The sequence below is a fragment of the Burkholderia stagnalis genome, from assembly GCF_902830275.1.
In the GTDB taxonomy this organism is placed as follows: Bacteria; Pseudomonadota; Gammaproteobacteria; order Burkholderiales; family Burkholderiaceae; genus Burkholderia; species Burkholderia stagnalis.
In genome coordinates, this window is the sequence record NZ_CADESW010000012.1 from 177,884 (window position 1) to 193,565 (window position 15,682).

General features: G+C 66.1%; 13 protein-coding genes. 7 read left to right on the forward strand and 6 right to left on the reverse strand.

Annotation, left to right across the window (positions count from 1 at the left end; all coding sequences use genetic code 11):
- Positions 1-16: 16 nt before the first annotated feature.
- Both waaC and HWY45_RS21445 read right to left on the reverse strand, forming a co-directional pair.
- Positions 17-1,012 (reverse strand): lipopolysaccharide heptosyltransferase I, encoded by a 996-nt coding sequence (gene waaC, locus HWY45_RS21440; RefSeq protein WP_017332911.1) that lies wholly within the window; start codon positions 1,010-1,012, stop codon positions 17-19.
- 162 nt (positions 1,013-1,174) lie between these two features.
- On the reverse strand, positions 1,175-2,569 hold the full coding sequence (locus HWY45_RS21445; protein WP_059884993.1) for a phosphomannomutase/phosphoglucomutase: 1,395 nt from the start codon (positions 2,567-2,569) through the stop codon (positions 1,175-1,177).
- Between the two features lie 241 nt (positions 2,570-2,810).
- On the opposite strand from HWY45_RS21445, the gene HWY45_RS21450 reads away from it, so the two are divergent.
- From HWY45_RS21450 to HWY45_RS21470, 5 genes are read left to right on the forward strand one after another with little or no spacing between them, the layout of a single operon-like run.
- Positions 2,811-4,067: an oligosaccharide flippase family protein gene (locus HWY45_RS21450; protein ID WP_059885076.1), complete on the forward strand. Its 1,257-nt coding sequence runs from the start codon at positions 2,811-2,813 to the stop codon at positions 4,065-4,067.
- A complete protein-coding gene (locus HWY45_RS21455) occupies positions 4,064-4,900 on the forward strand; it encodes a glycosyltransferase (RefSeq protein WP_059884995.1) in 837 nt (278 codons plus the stop codon). The genes HWY45_RS21450 and HWY45_RS21455 overlap by 4 nt, the downstream gene beginning before the upstream one ends.
- A gap of 43 nt (positions 4,901-4,943) precedes the next feature.
- Positions 4,944-6,080, forward strand: a complete 1,137-nt coding sequence (locus HWY45_RS21460) for a glycosyltransferase family 4 protein (protein ID WP_059884997.1) — start codon at positions 4,944-4,946, stop codon at positions 6,078-6,080.
- 14 nt (positions 6,081-6,094) lie between these two features.
- Positions 6,095-7,117 (forward strand): UDP-glucose 4-epimerase GalE, encoded by a 1,023-nt coding sequence (gene galE / locus HWY45_RS21465; protein WP_059884998.1) that lies wholly within the window; start codon positions 6,095-6,097, stop codon positions 7,115-7,117.
- 27 nt (positions 7,118-7,144) lie between these two features.
- Positions 7,145-8,254, forward strand: coding sequence for an MraY family glycosyltransferase (locus tag HWY45_RS21470; RefSeq protein WP_059885000.1), 1,110 nt, complete (start codon positions 7,145-7,147; stop codon positions 8,252-8,254).
- Positions 8,255-8,332: 78 nt separating this feature from the next.
- On the opposite strand, the gene HWY45_RS21475 is transcribed toward HWY45_RS21470, so the two are convergent.
- From HWY45_RS21475 to HWY45_RS21490, 4 genes are read right to left on the reverse strand one after another with little or no spacing between them, the layout of a single operon-like run.
- Positions 8,333-10,213 (reverse strand): polysaccharide biosynthesis protein, encoded by a 1,881-nt coding sequence (locus HWY45_RS21475; RefSeq protein WP_059885002.1) that lies wholly within the window; start codon positions 10,211-10,213, stop codon positions 8,333-8,335.
- 6 nt (positions 10,214-10,219) lie between these two features.
- Positions 10,220-11,242 carry an MraY family glycosyltransferase gene (locus tag HWY45_RS21480; protein ID WP_059885004.1) on the reverse strand — a complete coding sequence of 341 codons (1,023 nt, stop codon included), beginning with the start codon at positions 11,240-11,242 and terminating at the stop codon, positions 10,220-10,222.
- A 24-nt stretch (positions 11,243-11,266) separates the two neighbouring features.
- Positions 11,267-12,220: an NAD-dependent epimerase/dehydratase family protein gene (locus tag HWY45_RS21485; protein ID WP_059885006.1), complete on the reverse strand. Its 954-nt coding sequence runs from the start codon at positions 12,218-12,220 to the stop codon at positions 11,267-11,269.
- Entirely contained in the window at positions 12,217-13,062 is an 846-nt protein-coding gene (locus HWY45_RS21490; protein WP_059885007.1) for a glycosyltransferase family 2 protein, read from the reverse strand. The genes HWY45_RS21485 and HWY45_RS21490 overlap by 4 nt, the downstream gene beginning before the upstream one ends.
- Before the next feature lie 392 nt (positions 13,063-13,454).
- Between HWY45_RS21490 and HWY45_RS21495 the strand changes: the two genes are divergently transcribed.
- Together HWY45_RS21495 and HWY45_RS21500 are read left to right on the forward strand one after the other, a co-directional pair.
- Positions 13,455-14,471 (forward strand): acyltransferase family protein, encoded by a 1,017-nt coding sequence (locus HWY45_RS21495; RefSeq protein WP_124516401.1) that lies wholly within the window; start codon positions 13,455-13,457, stop codon positions 14,469-14,471.
- Between the two features lie 346 nt (positions 14,472-14,817).
- Positions 14,818-15,555 (forward strand): hypothetical protein, encoded by a 738-nt coding sequence (locus HWY45_RS21500; RefSeq protein ID WP_060092231.1) that lies wholly within the window; start codon positions 14,818-14,820, stop codon positions 15,553-15,555.
- Positions 15,556-15,682: the final 127 nt, after the last annotated feature.

Below are 15,682 nucleotides of genomic sequence, written 5' to 3' on the forward strand. Positions count from 1 at the left end.
CCTGGAGTGCGTGCGGTTACAGGAGACCGAAGCCCGCGAGCGCCGACTTCACCTGCGCGATCGACGGGGGCTGGCCCGCCGTGCCGAGGTTGACGACGTTCGGCGACCAGTAGCCGCCGGTCCGCCAGGCCGTCGCGAAATTGTACAGTTCGACCGTCGGACGCTTCAGCGCGGCGGCGATATGAACCAGACCTGTATCAACCCCGACGGTGGCCGCCGCGCCGTCGATCAGGCCGACCACCGCCGGCAGCGACAGCTTCGGCGGCACGATCGCCGCCGCGCCGAATTCCTTCGCGAGCCGCTCGCTCGTCGCGCGTTCCGCGTCGTTGCCCCACGGCAGCACGAGCGACGCGCCGCGCCGCACCAGCGACTGGCCGAGCTCGATCCACGCGGCGTCCGGCCACTGCTTGTCGGCGCGCGACGTCGCATGGACGAACACCACGTACGGCACCGGCAGGTTCAGCCCGAGCGCGGCGACCGCGCGCGACGCCGCGGCCGTGTCGAGGCCGAAGTCGATCGGGTCGGCCGGCGCCGGCGCCGGATCGCCGAGCGCGGCCGCGACGAGCTGCCGCGTGCGTTCGACCACATGGGTGCGCGGCTCGATCGGCACGCGCTTGCGGTAGAAGAAGCGCACCGGCCATTCGTAGCCGGCGCCGTCGGTGCGGTTGCCGAGGCCGACGAGCGGGCCGCGCGCCCAGCTCGCGACCCACGCGGTCTTGATGAGCCCCTGGCAGTCGATCACGAGGTCGTAGCGCTCGGCGGCGAGCTGCTTGCGGAACGCGCGGATCTCGCGCCAGGTCGCGCCGGAGAACGGCTTCTTGCGCCAGCGGCGCAGCGAGAACGGCAGCACGCGGCGCACGCCGTCGACGAGCTTCACGAGGTCGACGAAGCTCTCCTCGACGAGCCAGTCGATCTGCGCATCGGGGTGGCGCCGCCGGATGTCGGCGATCACCGGCATGTTGTGCACGACGTCGCCCAGCGACGACACGCGCACGATCAGGATCTTTTGCACGCTGAAAAAACGCCGGCGGACGGCCGGCGACAGGCATAAAGACGCGATTTTATCGCGGCCGGGGGCCCCGATAGACAAAAAGCGGCCGCACGCCTTGCGCGTGCGCCGCTTTTCGGGGCTGATATCGCTTCATGCCGGCGGCCGCCAGGCCGCCGGTCTCACTCAGAACGGCAGCTTCACGTCCGGCTTCGCGGCCGTCAGCACGCGGCGGAAGTCTTCCTGGATGCGCTTCAGACCTTCCTGCGTCTCCGATTCGAAACGCATCACGACCACCGGCGTCGTATTCGACGAACGTGCGAGGCCGAAGCCGTCCGGATACTCGACGCGCAGCCCGTCGATCGTCACGACTTCGTCCGCGCCGTCGAACGTCGCTTCCTTCTGCAGCTTCTCGATCAGGCGGAAGTTCTCGCCCTCGTCGAGCCAGAGCTGCAGCTCCGGCGTGCACATCGCGTCCGGCAGCGCGTTGAGCAGCACGCTCGGATCGGCCGTCTTCGCGAGGATCTCGAGCAGGCGCGCGCCCGTGTAGAGGCCGTCGTCGAAACCGTACCAGCGGTCCTTGAAGAACACGTGGCCGCTCATCTCGCCCGCGAGCGGCGCGCCGGTTTCGCGCAGCTTCGCCTTCACGAGCGAATGGCCCGTCTTCCACATCAGCGGCTCGCCGCCCTTCTCCTTCACCCACTGCGCGAGATGGCGCGTGCACTTCACGTCGTAGATGATCTGCGCGCCCGGGTTGCGCGACAGCACTTCCTCGGCGAACAGCATCAGCTGGCGGTCCGGATAGATGATCTGGCCGTCCTTCGTGACGACGCCGAGGCGGTCGCCGTCGCCGTCGAACGCGAAACCGATTTCCGCGTCGGTTTCCTTCAGCGCGCGGATCACGTCCTGCAGGTTTTCCGGGTGTGCGGGATCGGGATGGTGGTTCGGGAAGGTGCCGTCGATATCGGTGAACAGCTCGACGAGTTCGCAGCCGAGCGCCTTGAACAGGCGCGGCGCGAGTTCGCCGGCGACGCCGTTGCCGGCATCGACGACGATCTTCAGCGGCCGCGCCAGCTTGATGTCGCCGGCGATGCGCGCGACGTACTGATCCGACACGTCGATCTGCTCGTACGTGCCGCTGCCCGACTCGAAGCGCGCGTCGACGATGCGGCGGTACAAGGCCTGGATCTGCTCGCCGTAGATCGCCGCGCCGCGCAGCACCATCTTGAAGCCGTTGTAGTCCGGCGGATTGTGGCTGCCCGTGACGACGATGCACGAATCGACGCGGCGCTCGCCGCCCTTCAGCGCGAGCGGCACGCTCGCCGCGAAGTAGCCGACCGGCGTCGGCACCATGCCGACGTCGACGACGTCGACGCCCGCCGCACGCAGGCCGTCGGCCAGCGCACCGACCAGTTCGGGGCCCGACAGCCGGCCGTCGCGCGCGACGACGACCGCGTCGCCGCCCTGCCCGCGCACTTCGCTGCCGAACGCACGGCCGATCGCACGCGCCGTATCGGCGTCGAGCGTCTTGCCGACCACGCCGCGGATGTCATATGCCTTGAAGATGGATTGGGAAATCATCGATTCACTCTCGGTTGCGTGCATGGAAACTATTGGCCGCCTGGTCGGCGGCGCCCGGCATGGCGGCCGGGGCCTGCCGGGGTGGGTCGAGATGGCGGAAGCGACCCCGAACCCACTTATAATCGCTCGTTTTGATTACGCGGATACCGCCCATTTTAATGCCTAGCCGTTCCGCCGCCGCAAAACGGGCGCCCGCCGGCGCCGTTGCGCCCGCCCCGTGCGCCTGCCGGCGCGCCGCGCCATGCTGAAGCGTCTCGCCAACCCTGACGTCGCGAAAGCCGTCTCGAACCTGGTCTGGCTGGGGCTCGAACGGCTCACGCAGATCGGCGTCGCGATCGCGGTCAGCGGCCTTCTGGCCCGCTATTTCGGGCCGGACGTGTTCGGCAAATGGCAGTATGCGAATACGCTGCTCCTCGTGCTGGCGCCGCTCACCTGGGTGTGCGGCGCGGAAATCCTGGTTCCGACCATCGTGCAGCGGCCGGCCGAACAGCTCGGCGCCGTGCTCGGCAGCGCGTTCGCGCTGCGCATCGCCGTGTCGGCCGCCGCACTCGCCGCGACCTGGATCGCGATCGCCGCCGGCGCGTTCGATCCGCTCGTCGGCGCGATGCTCGCCGGCCTCGCGGTGACGATGATCTTCCGCGAACCGTTCGTCGGCGTCGTCAACGCGTGGCTGCAGAGCATGACGTACAGCAAGCCGCAGCTCGTCGCCAGCATGGTCACGGCGCTCGCCAAGGCCGCGCTCGTGTGGCTGCTGGTGCGCGCCGCCGCCGGGCCCGCGCGCTTCGCGTGGCTGTGGGCACTCGAGGCCGCCGCGATCGGCGCCGTGCTGCTGCTGTACTTCCGTCACCGCCACGGCGGCACGCTCGGCTGGCGCATCGAGCGGGCGCTGTTCCGGCATTTCGCGACGGCCGGCACGGTGTTCTGGCTCGGCCTCATCTGCATGTACCTGTTCCTCAAGCTCGACCGCCTGATGCTCGAGCGCGCCGTGTCGTTCGCCGATCTCGGCCGCTATGCCGCCGCGCAGCAGCTCAACGAGAACTGGATCACGCTCGCGCTGATGCTCGCGCAGACCATCGCGCCCGCGTTCGTGTACCGCGTGCAGGACGTCGCGCGGCTGCGCCGCAACATCGTCCGGCTGATCGCGATGACGGCCGCCCTGATGGCCGCCGGCGCGCTCGTGCTCGACGCGGCCGCGCCGCTGATCGTCGGCAAGGTGTTCGGGCCCGGCTACGAAGCGTCGGTCGACATCTTCCGCTGGGCCGTCTGGCTGTCCGTGCCGGCCGGCGTCGAGGCGATAGGCAATCTTATCGTTCTCAAATATCAAGCAAAATTCGTGTTGCTGGCAAAGTGGCTGCTCGCGCTCGCGATCGCCGCGCTCGTCAACCTGGTCGCGATCCCGCGGCTCGGCCTGTACGGCGCGCTCGTCGGGCTGGCCGGCGGCTATCTCGCCGCCGCTGCGGTCAATTTTTATTACATCCGTTTCAAGCTGCGCTCATGACGTCCCCTATTTCCGCGCCGCGCGCCGCCGGCCCGCTCGGCGACGTCGCCGTGCTGATGCCGGCCTACAACGCGCACGACGACGTCGTCCGGACCCTCTCGTCGTTTCACGAGGACGCGCCTGTATACGTGCTCGTCGTCGACGACGGCAGCACGCCGCCGATCGCCGTGCCGGACTTGGCCGGCCTCACGGTCGAGGTGCTGCGCATGCCGCAGAACGGCGGCATCGAGCGCGCGCTCGCAGCCGGCATCGATGCGCTCGCCGCGCGCGGCTTCCGCTATGCGGCCCGCATCGACGCGGGCGACCTCGCCGCGCCGCAGCGGCTCGCAAAGCAGCGCGCGTACCTCGACGCGCACCCGCAGGTCGCCTGCGTCGGCATGTGGACGCAGGTCGTGTCGCGCGCCGGCGAGCCGCGCTTCATGCTGACGCCGCCCGCCGATCCGCGCGTGCTGCGCCGCACCCGCTTCCTGCGCTCGCCGCTCGTGCATCCGTCGGTGATGCTGCGCGTCGACGCGGTGCGCGAGGTCGGCAACTATCGCGAGCAATACCGCGCGGCCGAGGATCTCGATCTTTTTTTACGCTTAATGCAACGCTACGATTGCGCGAACCTGCCGGAGCTCGGCCTCTACTACGAGCTCAACGAAGGCGGGATCAGTGCGACCAAGCGGCGCCGCCAGCTGATGTCGACGCTCACGCTGCTGCTGCGCCATTTCAACGCGCTGAACCCGTACGACTGGGCAGGCCTCGCCAAGAACCTGCTGCATTTCGTGACGCCGTACCGGACGCTGCAGCGGATCAAGCAGGCACTGTTCGCCGCGCGGCCGTCCGCGTGACGCATATTCGGCTTTTTCGACGCTTTATTTTTTTCTTTTTTTCATGACCGCCTCTCCTCCGCTGCGCATCGTGCTGGTCTGCAACACGGCCTGGGCGATCTACACGTATCGCCACGGACTGATCCGCATGCTCGTCGCGCGCGGCGCCGAGGTGATCGTCGCCGCGCCGCACGACCGCACGGTGCCATTGCTCGAACAGATGGGCTGCCGCTACGTGCCGCTCGCGGTCGCGTCGAAAGGCACGAGCCCGCGCGAGGATCTCGGCACGCTCGCCGCGCTGTACCGCCATTACCGCGCGCTCGCGCCTGACCTCGTGTTCCATTACACGATCAAGCCGAACATCTACGGCTCGGTCGCCGCGTGGCTCGCGCGCGTGCCGTCGGTGGCCGTGACGACCGGGCTCGGCTACGTGTTCATCCAGAAGAGCCGCGCGGCGAGCATCGCAAAGCGGCTCTACCGGTTCGCGTTCCGGTTCCCGCGCGAAGTCTGGTTCCTGAACCGCGACGACCTCGCGACCTTCACCGACGAGCGGCTGCTCGCGCACCCCGAGCGCGCGCACCTGCTGCACGGCGAAGGCGTCGATCTCGAACAGTTCGCGCCCGTGCCGCTGCCGGCGGGCGACGCGCCGGTGTTCATCCTGATCGGCCGGCTGCTGTGGGACAAGGGCGTGCGCGAATACGTCGACGCCGCGCGCGCCGTGCGTGCGCGGTATCCGCACGCGCGCTTCCAGCTGCTCGGCCCGCTCGGCGTCGACAACCCGAGCGCGATCGGCCGCGCGGACGTCGACGCGTGGGTGCGCGAAGGCGTCGTCGAATACCTCGGCGAAGCGCACGACGTGCGCCCGCACATTGCCGCCGCCGACTGCGTCGTGCTGCCGTCGTACCGCGAAGGCGTGCCGCGCACGCTGATGGAGGCCTCCGCGATGGGCCGCCCGATCGTCGCGACCGACGTGCCGGGCTGCCGCGACGTCGTCGCCGACGGCGACACCGGCCTGCTGTGCGCGGCGCGCGACAGCGCGAGCCTGGCCGCGCGCCTCGTGCAGATGATCGAGCTCGGCCCGGCCGGCCGCGCAGCGATGGGCGCGCGCGGCCGCCGCAAGGTGGCCGCCGAATTCGACGAGCAGAAGGTCGTCGAACGATACACAATCACCATACGCGCCTTGACGGGCGTCACTCTCTGAAGGAGCACGAAGCCATGACCACGAAGGGAACGATTCTCGTGACGGGCGGTGCGGGCTACATCGGCTCGCACACCGCGGTCGAATTGCTCGATCACGGCTATGACGTCGTCATCGTCGACAACCTCGTCAACAGCAAGGCCGAATCGGTGCGGCGCGTCGCGCAGATCACCGGCAAGACGCCGGCGTTCCACCAGGTCGACGTGTGCGACGAGGCCGCGCTCGGCAAGGTGTTCGACGCGCACCCGATCACCGGCGCGATCCATTTCGCGGCGCTGAAGGCGGTCGGCGAATCGGTCGCGAAGCCGCTCGAGTACTACCGCAACAACATCGGCGGGCTGCTGACGGTGCTCAAGGTGATGCGCGAGCGCAACGTGAAGCAGTTCGTGTTCAGCTCGTCGGCGACCGTGTACGGCGTGCCCGAGCGCTCGCCGATCGACGAATCGTTCCCGCTGTCGGCGACCAACCCGTACGGCCAGTCGAAGCTGATCGCCGAGCAGGTGCTGCGCGATCTCGAGCTGTCCGACCCGTCGTGGCGGATCGCGACGCTGCGCTACTTCAACCCGGTCGGCGCGCATGCAAGCGGCCTGATCGGCGAGGATCCGTCCGGCATCCCGAACAACCTGATGCCGTACGTCGCGCAGGTCGCCGTCGGCAAGCTGGACAGGCTGCGCGTGTTCGGCTCCGACTACCCGACGCCGGACGGCACCGGCGTGCGCGACTACATCCACGTGGTCGATCTCGCGCAAGGCCACATCGCCGCGCTCGACGCGCTGGTGAAGCGCGATGCGAGCTTCGTCGTGAACCTCGGCACGGGCCAGGGCTACAGCGTGCTGGAAGTGGTGCGCGCGTTCGAGAAGGCGTCGGGCCGGCCAGTGCCGTACGAGCTCGTCGCGCGCCGCCCGGGCGACGTCGCCGAGTGCTACGCGAACCCGCAGGCCGCGGCCGACGTCATCGGCTGGCGCGCGAAATACGGCCTCGACGAGATGTGCGTCGACCACTGGCGCTGGCAGGAGAACAACCCGCGCGGTTTTGTATAATCCGCTGTCCCATTTCCGAGCAATCCCATGCTCAGCTTCGCGTCCGGTTTCATCGTTTCCCTGCTCGTCACGCTCTTCATCGTGCGCTACGCCCATCTGCACGAGAAGTTCTCGGTGGACAGCGATCTGGCCGGCGTGCAGAAATTCCATGTGCGGCCCGTGCCGCGCGTGGGCGGCATCGGGATCCTGGCCGGGGTCGTCGCGTCGGCGCTGCTGCTCATGCAGCGCTACCCGACGATCGCCGGCAGCATCCTCGGGCTGGTCGCCTGCGGGATGCCGGCCTTCCTGTCCGGGCTCGTCGAGGACCTGACCAAGCGCGTGTCGCCGCGCGCGCGGCTCATCTGCACGATGGGCGCCGCGGCGCTCGCGTTCGGCGTGCTGCACATCGCGGTCACGCGCATCAGCGTGCCGCCGCTCGACTTCCTGCTCGGCTATGTCGCGATCTCCGCGTTCGTCACGGTGCTCGCGGTCGCGGCGCTCGCGAACGCGGTCAACATCATCGACGGCTTCAACGGGCTTGCGTCGATGGTCAGCTTCATGATGTTCGCGTCGCTCGCGTATGTCGCGTTCCAGGTCGGCGACCCGGTCGTGATGTCGGCGTCGTTCATCATGATGGGCGCGGTGCTCGGCTTCTTCGTGTGGAATTTCCCGGCCGGGCTGATCTTTCTCGGCGACGGCGGCGCGTACTTCATCGGCTTCATGCTCGCCGAGCTCGCGATCCTGCTGGTGATGCGCAACCGCGAAGTGTCCGCGTGGTATCCGGTGCTGCTGTTCATGTATCCGATCTTCGAGACCTGCTTCTCGATCTACCGGAAGAAGTTCGTGCGCGGGATGTCGCCGGGGATTCCGGACGGCGTGCACCTGCATATGCTCGTGTACAAGCGCCTGATGCGCTGGGCGGTCGGCACGAAGCAGGCGTATGACCTGACGCGGCGCAATTCGCTGACGTCGCCGTATCTGTGGCTGCTGTGCCTCGTTGCCGTGATTCCGGCGACGCTGTTCTGGCGGCATACGGTGCATCTGTTCGCGTTTGTGGTGCTGTTCGCGCTGACTTATGTGTGGCTGTACATCAGTATCGTGCGGTTCAAGGCGCCGCGGTGGATGGTGGTGCGCAAGACGCGGCGCCACAACCCCTGAGCGGCCTGCCCGTCGCAACAAAAAAGCGCCCCGTGGGCGCTTTTTTGTTGCCGCGTGCCTGCCAGGGGCCGGCTGCCGTTACCGGTTCGACACCACCCGCGCGGACACGCTCTGCAGCGCCGGCGCGACGGCCGTCTGATACTCGGGCACCCAGCGGCGCAGGTCGCGCCGCACCTCGTCGTCGCTGAGCACGCGATGCTGCATCAGCCACGGCAGCAGCTCGTCGAGCAGGTTGTCCGGCACCTCGCGGGCACGCGCGATCCGCAGTTTCGGATGCGGCGTGCGGGTGGTCGTCTCGTCGTCCGCGAGCAATTCCTCGTAGAGCTTCTCGCCCGGACGCAGCCCGGTGAATTCGATGCGGATCTGCCCTTCAGAGAAACCGTACAGGCGGATCAGGTCGCGCGCGAGATCGACGATCTTGACCGGTTCGCCCATGTCGAGAATGAAGATCTCGCCGCCATGCCCCATGCTCGATGCCTGCAGCACGAGCTGCGACGCTTCCGGGATCGTCATGAAGAAGCGCGTGATCTCCGGGTGCGTGACCGTCACCGGGCCGCCCTTCGCGATCTGCTGCTGGAACTTCGGGATCACGCTGCCCGCGCTGCCGAGCACGTTGCCGAACCGCACCGTCTCGAATTGCGTGTGCTCGCTCGTTTGCTGCAGCGCCTGGCACGCCATCTCCGCGAGCCGCTTGCTCGCGCCCATCACGTTGGTGGGGTTGACGGCCTTGTCGGTCGAGATCAGCACGAAATGGCGGACGTCATGGCGGATCGCCGCCCGCGCGACACGGTAGGTGCCGAGCACGTTGTTGCGCAGCGCCTGCCACGCGTTGAGCTCCTCCATCAGCGGCACGTGCTTGTAGGCCGCCGCGTGGAACACGATGTGCGGCACGTGGCGCGACATCACCTGGTCGAGCAGCAGTGAATCCTTCGCGTCGCCGATGATCGGCACGACCGGCTGGTCGGGGAAGCGCTCGCGCAGCTCCTCGGTCAGGCGGTACATTGCGTATTCGGACAGGTCGAACGCGACCAGCTGCGCCGGCGCGAAACGCAGGATCTGCCGGCACAGCTCCGAACCGATCGAGCCGCCGGCGCCCGTCACCATCACGACGCGGCCGCGCAGCAGCGCCTCGACGTGCGGGGTGTCGATCGTCACGGCGTCGCGGCCGAGGAGGTCTTCGAGGTCGATCTCGCGGATCTGGGACAGGAAGCCCTGCCCCGGCATCAGTGCGGTCAGCGACGGCAGCACCATCACCTTCAGGCCGGCGCGCACGCAGAGCGTCGCCACCCGGCGCTGCACCTCGACCGACGCGGACGGAATCGCCACGATCGCGTATTCGATCTTCAGCGCCTCGGTCCAGTGCGCGACATCGTTGATCGCGCCGAGCACCTTGTAGCCGTAGATTTCGCGGCCCTGCTTCGTCTTTTCGTCATCCAGCAGGCCGACGAGACGCCATTCGCCCGAACGCGACAATTCGCGCGCGAGGTTCGCGCCGGCCGTGCCGGCGCCGATCACCAGCACGGGTTTGCCCTGCCCGACGAGGCCGCCGTACAGGTAGAACTCCTTGGTCGCGCGATACAGCGCGCGGGCGCCGCCCATGATCAGGAACAGCATCAGCGGGGAGACGAGCAACACCGAGCGTGGAATGATCGGCGACGGCTGGAACATCACGGCGCCGATCATCACGATCACGCCGCCGCCCGTAAGCGCCTTCGAGATGCGCATCAGGTCGGGCAGGCTCGCGAACACCCACAGGCCGCGATACAGGCCGAACACGTGGAACATCAGTGCGTAGACGGGGAGCACCCAGGTCAGCGCGATCAGCGAACCCCGCATGAAGTCGGGCGACACGCTGCCATTGAAGCGGACCTGGTACGCGAACAACCACGCGGCAACGACCGCCGCGACGTCGAACAGGAACGCGCTCAGCGACAACCACAATGCCTTATTTCGTAACATCGGCGTCTAACCTCGAACTCGATGAGAAACGGTTTCCTCCGTACGGCGCCATCGAACATCGATCACCGCACCCACGCATGCGAGCGTGGCATACCATGCGGCGACGATGCTCCACTGCGCAACCGGCGAGCGGCCGAGCGCCCAGAGCGCCAGTGCAGCGCTGACCGCCATCGCACCATACCAAAGCAAAGCAGTCCGCGCGTGCCCCAGCCCCAGGCGCACCATCTTCTGATAATAGTGCTCGCGGTGCGCCTGCCAGAATCTCTCTCCTCTCAACAGTCGCCGTAGCAGTGTAATCGACGCATCGGCGATGAACGGCGCAAACACTAGTGCAGGAAACCAGACCGGCCACGCACCGCTAAGCAAACCCCAGTATCCGAGCGCGCCGCTCATGAAGCCGAGCGATATCGAACCCGCGTCACCAAGAAACAGCCGCGCCGGATGAAAATTGAACAGCAGGAAGCCAAGCGCCGCGCCTGCAATTGCCGCCGACACCCAGACCAGCCCGGATGCCACGTCGGCCGGCGCGGCAATCGCGTATGTCGCGAATCCGAATACGGTCATGCCGCCGGCAAGGCCATCCGCGCCGTCCATGAAGTTGTATAGATTGATGAGCCAGAGCATCAGGAACGCCAATCCCGCCGTAAGCCATAGCGGAACGGGGAACGATGCATGCGGGACGGCCAGCACCGCGACGGCGACCGCGGCCGCGTGAGCCGCGAAGCGGACCCGCACCGGCAGACCGCGCCGGTCATCGATCTGAGACACCACAGCGAGGCCAACCGTAACGAGAGCCAGTACCCACCGATCCGGCGCGAACAGCCCGATCGCGGCCACGGCGACCGGAACGATACCCAGCCCGCCCACACGGGGGACCGGCCGCGCATGCAGCGAACGTGCGTTCGGAATGTCCATCGCGATGCGCCACGCGAGCCCGGAGCGCAACAGGAAAAGCAGGATGGCTACCGTCAGCGCTGCGGCGCCGGCTGCGATAACCGTGGAACCCGCCCAAGGATTGGCAAATATCATCTGAAATGAAGCCGACATGTTCAATCAGTGCGTCGACCGATACCAATCGGCCGTCAAGGAAAGCCCTTCATCCGTCGAGAACGGCGCTTGCCATCCGAGGACGTCGCGTATCCGGCTCGCATCGACCCGCAGGTCCGTCACCAGCCGGTCGATCTGCGCGGTGCGCCCCGTGATGCGGGCAGCCATGCGCAGCCAATCGACCGGAACCGGCACCAGGCGCGCCGGGCGATGCAAGAGTACGCCCAGACGCATGAGGAGTTCCGGAACAGAAAGCGCATCGTCAGCTATGTGAAAGCACTGGCCGGCCGCGCGCGGATGCGTTATGCATAGCACGAGCGCATCGGCGAGATTGTCAACGAAGACGACACTCCGCTGCGCCGTGACGGAACGCAGCGGGAGCGGAATGCCGCGCCAGATGGCGTCCATCATGCTCAGGAAGTTGGCGCGCACTTCGGGGCCGTAAACCAGCGGCGGGCGCACGATCACGATTTCGAGCCCGTGCTCGAGGCCAAACTGCATCAATGCAGCCTCGGCCGCGCGCTTCGAGCGCCCGTACGGGTCTTGCGGCTCCGCGACATCGTCTTCGCGCAACGACAGGCCATGGTCACGTTCGCCAACCGCCTTGATGCTGCTCACGAAGACGAGCCGCCGCACGCCGTGGCGCACCGCCGCCTGCGCGACTCGCAGCGTCCCGGATACGTTCGTGCGCTCGAACGCGATATCCGGATCCGCGTCGCGCTCGTCGTGCACGTGCACACGGGCGGCGAGATGGATCACGCAATCCACCGGCGCATCGGCCGTCCAGGCACGGTCCAGCCCCGCGAAGTCGGGCGATCCGTCGACCCACTCGCGCACGCCGTCGACACAGACGCCGGCGCGCCGCACGAACCCGACCACGTCGTTGCCTCGCGCGAGCAGTTCGCGGCTCAGTGCACGCCCGACGAAACCACCAGCGCCAGTCACGAGTATCCGGCTCATAGCCATTTCCAGCCGAATCTGTTGAAAAACTTGAACGCCGAGGCCGCGAACATCATGATGTGCGCCCTGCCTTTGCGAGCTGCCCCGCCGCCGTGGTGCACGACCCGAACACACGGCGAGTAGACGACGCGCGCGAGTTCGTGAGTCCGCAGGCTAAGGTCGTAATCCTCGAAGTACAGGAAATACCGGGGATCAAACCCTCCAAGCGCCTTGAGCACGTCCGTGCGGAACAGCATGAAGCACCCGCTCACGATCGGCGGCTCCCAGGTCACGTCGCGCTCGTTGATCAGATCACGCATTTCGTAGCGCGCGAGACGCCGGTCCATCAGGCGTCGAACGCGGGCCGGCATGAAGCCACGCACCAGCAGGTCCAACAGCGACGGATAGCGCCGGCACAGGTACTGCTGCTCGCCGTCGTGGTCGCCGATCCAGGGTGTCAGTAGGCCGGTGTCGGGGTGCTGCTCCAGAAACTCGATCCCTCGCGCGAGTGCGTCCGGCGCGAGGTCAATGTCCGGATTGAGTATGAGATGGTAGCGGGATGCCGTTCGCTCAATCGCCAGATTGTGCCCTCGGCCGTAGCCAACGTTGCCGTGGCCTCGTAGCACTTTGCAGACGACGGTCGTGCGCAGACGCGACAGCGCAGCATCGGCATCGCGCAACCCACCGTTGTCGACTAGGTACAACGAAACCGGAGTATACGGCCCGTTCGCATGCAACGCATCGAACGCAATCGCAAGGCTGTCCAGCGTGCGCGCCAATTGCGCGGTATCCGGGCGATAGGTCACTATCGAGACGGACAGGGTTCCCGGGGCTGCATGCAGCGCGGGCGTCGTTTCAGTCATGTATCGTCGGGTGGAATCGATGCAGGCGATGCACCAGCGTGTCCCACCAATTTAATTAAGCAGTCTGCGCGGCCTTCGCATATCGAACAACCACGTTTTCGTTTTGTTACGGATGAAGCCTAGCCGCCGGCAATCGTGGCTTGTGCCAGATCGGCATTTTACGCTCTCCTGCCTACTCGACCACAACCGGAGGCAGTTCATCGCGCCGGGAGACGTCGAGATTACACCCCGACGCGGGCGCGTCTGTTTGCCCGTTCCACTACGTCGTCGGGCAGCAGCCACAATGGCTGCGCGCAGCATATGCGCATTCAAGCCCCAAAGGGCCACAACATGCGGCGTATCCGCACGCATTGCGTAGTAAAATCTCGCATGATTTACCAAAGGACATGATCATGAAGCTCGGGCTGGGGAGTTGGCGTTTTTTTCTTGCATTTCTTGTTGCCATTTCCCACCTCTATGCACACATGATCGACGGTCCAGCTGCGTACGCGGTCTGGGGCTTCTTCGTGCTGAGCGGTTACCTGATGACCCTCGTGCTCTCGACCAAGTACGGTCTGAAGCCAGAGGGATTACGGCACTATGCGTTCAATCGCCTGCTCCGAATCTATCCGTCGTTCATCGTCGCCGGCGCAATCGGGATCGTGACGATCGTCATGCTGCGCCATGTCGGCGTCGATCCGGCGGGACTGAATCCACAGTTTGCTTTTCCGAAAGGCCCCCTTGAATGGGTGTCGAACCTGCTGATGTTCCCCTTCGTCACGCAGCAAGGCCTGCCGGTTCCGGTTTCTGCCGCGCTATTCGTCGAAGTATGGGCATACGCACTCCTGCCGCTCTTCGCGCGAGACAAGTATGCAGCGCTACTCGGGCTTGCCGTCGCCTTCTTCGCGAACGTGCAGTTCGGCTTCGACACGGCATCGTTCGTGCCGCGCTACTGCGGCTTCGCAACCGGGCTGATGCCGTTCGCAGCGGGGGCGGTCGTCTGCCACTATCGCGCGAGCCTTGCAAAGTTCGCTGCGCCGATTCCGAGCATCGTCGTGTGGTGTGTACACGGCCTTTATTGGCTCGTCAATGACTCATGGCCGTGGACCTATGGCCTCTGGGTCTCCGTGATTCTGTCCGGATGGGTGGTCCTGTCGCTCGCGCCGCGCAAGACGGCAGGTACCGACAAGATTCTCGGCGATCTCTCCTACCCGATGTACCTTCTTCACACGACCGTTGCCGCGTGGCTGTTGCCGCAGTTCGGGTTTGGCCGAAGCTTCAAGTTCTTCGCGCTGTCGTTCGCGATGACGATCGTCGTGTCGTGGATAATGCTGAAGCTGGTCGACTACCCGCTCCAGCGACTGAAGATCGGCCAGAGCCCCGCAGGGCGACCCGGCCCTGCCGCACCGCTGTCGGCGGATCGCGCCTGATCCGACGATTCGACACCCCCGGGAGCGCACGACGACACGCCGCGCGCTTCGCATATCCCATTCCGTCGATCACCCGGTATCGCCCGGAGAGTCTCCAGGATTCTGCCGGTCCGAGCCGGTACTTCGGGCACCGAGCAACCGAATATACCGAAATATTCGACCGTGTACCTCATCAGGACGGTAGCGTACTATCCCTGCCTCGCGTGCGGCATGGCAAGCAGGTCCATTGAGCACCCCTACCCTTTCGGAATCGCGCTTCACCAGTTCTCACTCAGGATGTCCAATGCGTCATGTAATCGTCCACTACCATCTGTTTAAGAATGCGGGATCGACATTCGATGCGATCATGACCCGCAACTTCGCCGGCAAAGCGAACGGCTCGATCGAAGGCACGATGCCGTGGGACACGTTGCAGCCCGACGAGATGCAGGCATTCGTCAAGAACAACCCCCAGCTGAAATTCGTCACCAGCCACCAGGCTCGCCTTCCCTGCCTGCCTGTCGAAGGCACGCAAATTCATCCTGTCTTTTTCATTCGACACCCGATCGATCGAGTCGAATCGGTGTACATGTTCGAGCGCCGACAGGCCGAAGACAGCAAAAGCCCGAGCGTCGCGATTGCACGCCAGCACGGTCTCGCAGGCTTCGTGGAGTGGATCCTGAGCAGCGAGTCGACCGTCGTCGCAAGAGACTTCCAGGTCGCTCACCTTGCCGCCGTAGATCGGGACATGCGTGTCGCACGCGCCACGCTAGAGCAGTTGGATATTTCGATTCAACGCATTCACGAAGCGCCTTTCGTCGGTCTCGTCGATCGGTTCCACGAATCGATGCAGGTGCTGAGCCACTATCTGCGGCCCTTCTTCGGCAACCTGGATTTCACCTACAGCATCGAGAACCGCAGCGAAGGCCGGGCAGCCACGCTCGACGAGCGCCTCGCCCGAATCGAACAATCGATCGGTAAAACGCTGTACGACCAGCTGCTCGACTGCAATGCGCTCGACATGGCGCTCTATGATGTGGCGGCGGCACGCGCTGACGCGGATATTCGCCGGATCGCGGAGCTAGAAGGCACCGTTACGCAGTAATTCTGCGTAACGCAGGCGCCGACGCGGCGCCTGCCATCGGGCTATCGGACCCAGCCGCGCCGAATCACCGGATACAGTGCGACAAGATGCCGGACAGGGATGAGCGCGTGCAAAGCGTACGTACTTC

Coding starts and splice junctions, on each gene's coding strand:
- HWY45_RS21480 (WP_059885004.1), bottom strand. CDS start 11,242: ATGATATTTGCCAATCCTTGGGCGGGTTCCACGGTTATCGCAGCCGGC.
- HWY45_RS21490 (WP_059885007.1), bottom strand. CDS start 13,062: ATGACTGAAACGACGCCCGCGCTGCATGCAGCCCCGGGAACCCTGTCC.
- HWY45_RS21500 (WP_060092231.1), top strand. CDS start 14,818: ATGACCCGCAACTTCGCCGGCAAAGCGAACGGCTCGATCGAAGGCACG.
- galE (WP_059884998.1), top strand. CDS start 6,095: ATGACCACGAAGGGAACGATTCTCGTGACGGGCGGTGCGGGCTACATC.
- HWY45_RS21470 (WP_059885000.1), top strand. CDS start 7,145: ATGCTCAGCTTCGCGTCCGGTTTCATCGTTTCCCTGCTCGTCACGCTC.
- HWY45_RS21485 (WP_059885006.1), bottom strand. CDS start 12,220: ATGAGCCGGATACTCGTGACTGGCGCTGGTGGTTTCGTCGGGCGTGCA.
- HWY45_RS21445 (WP_059884993.1), bottom strand. CDS start 2,569: ATGATTTCCCAATCCATCTTCAAGGCATATGACATCCGCGGCGTGGTC.
- HWY45_RS21495 (WP_124516401.1), top strand. CDS start 13,455: ATGAAGCTCGGGCTGGGGAGTTGGCGTTTTTTTCTTGCATTTCTTGTT.
- HWY45_RS21475 (WP_059885002.1), bottom strand. CDS start 10,213: ATGTTACGAAATAAGGCATTGTGGTTGTCGCTGAGCGCGTTCCTGTTC.
- HWY45_RS21450 (WP_059885076.1), top strand. CDS start 2,811: ATGCTGAAGCGTCTCGCCAACCCTGACGTCGCGAAAGCCGTCTCGAAC.
- HWY45_RS21455 (WP_059884995.1), top strand. CDS start 4,064: ATGACGTCCCCTATTTCCGCGCCGCGCGCCGCCGGCCCGCTCGGCGAC.
- HWY45_RS21460 (WP_059884997.1), top strand. CDS start 4,944: ATGACCGCCTCTCCTCCGCTGCGCATCGTGCTGGTCTGCAACACGGCC.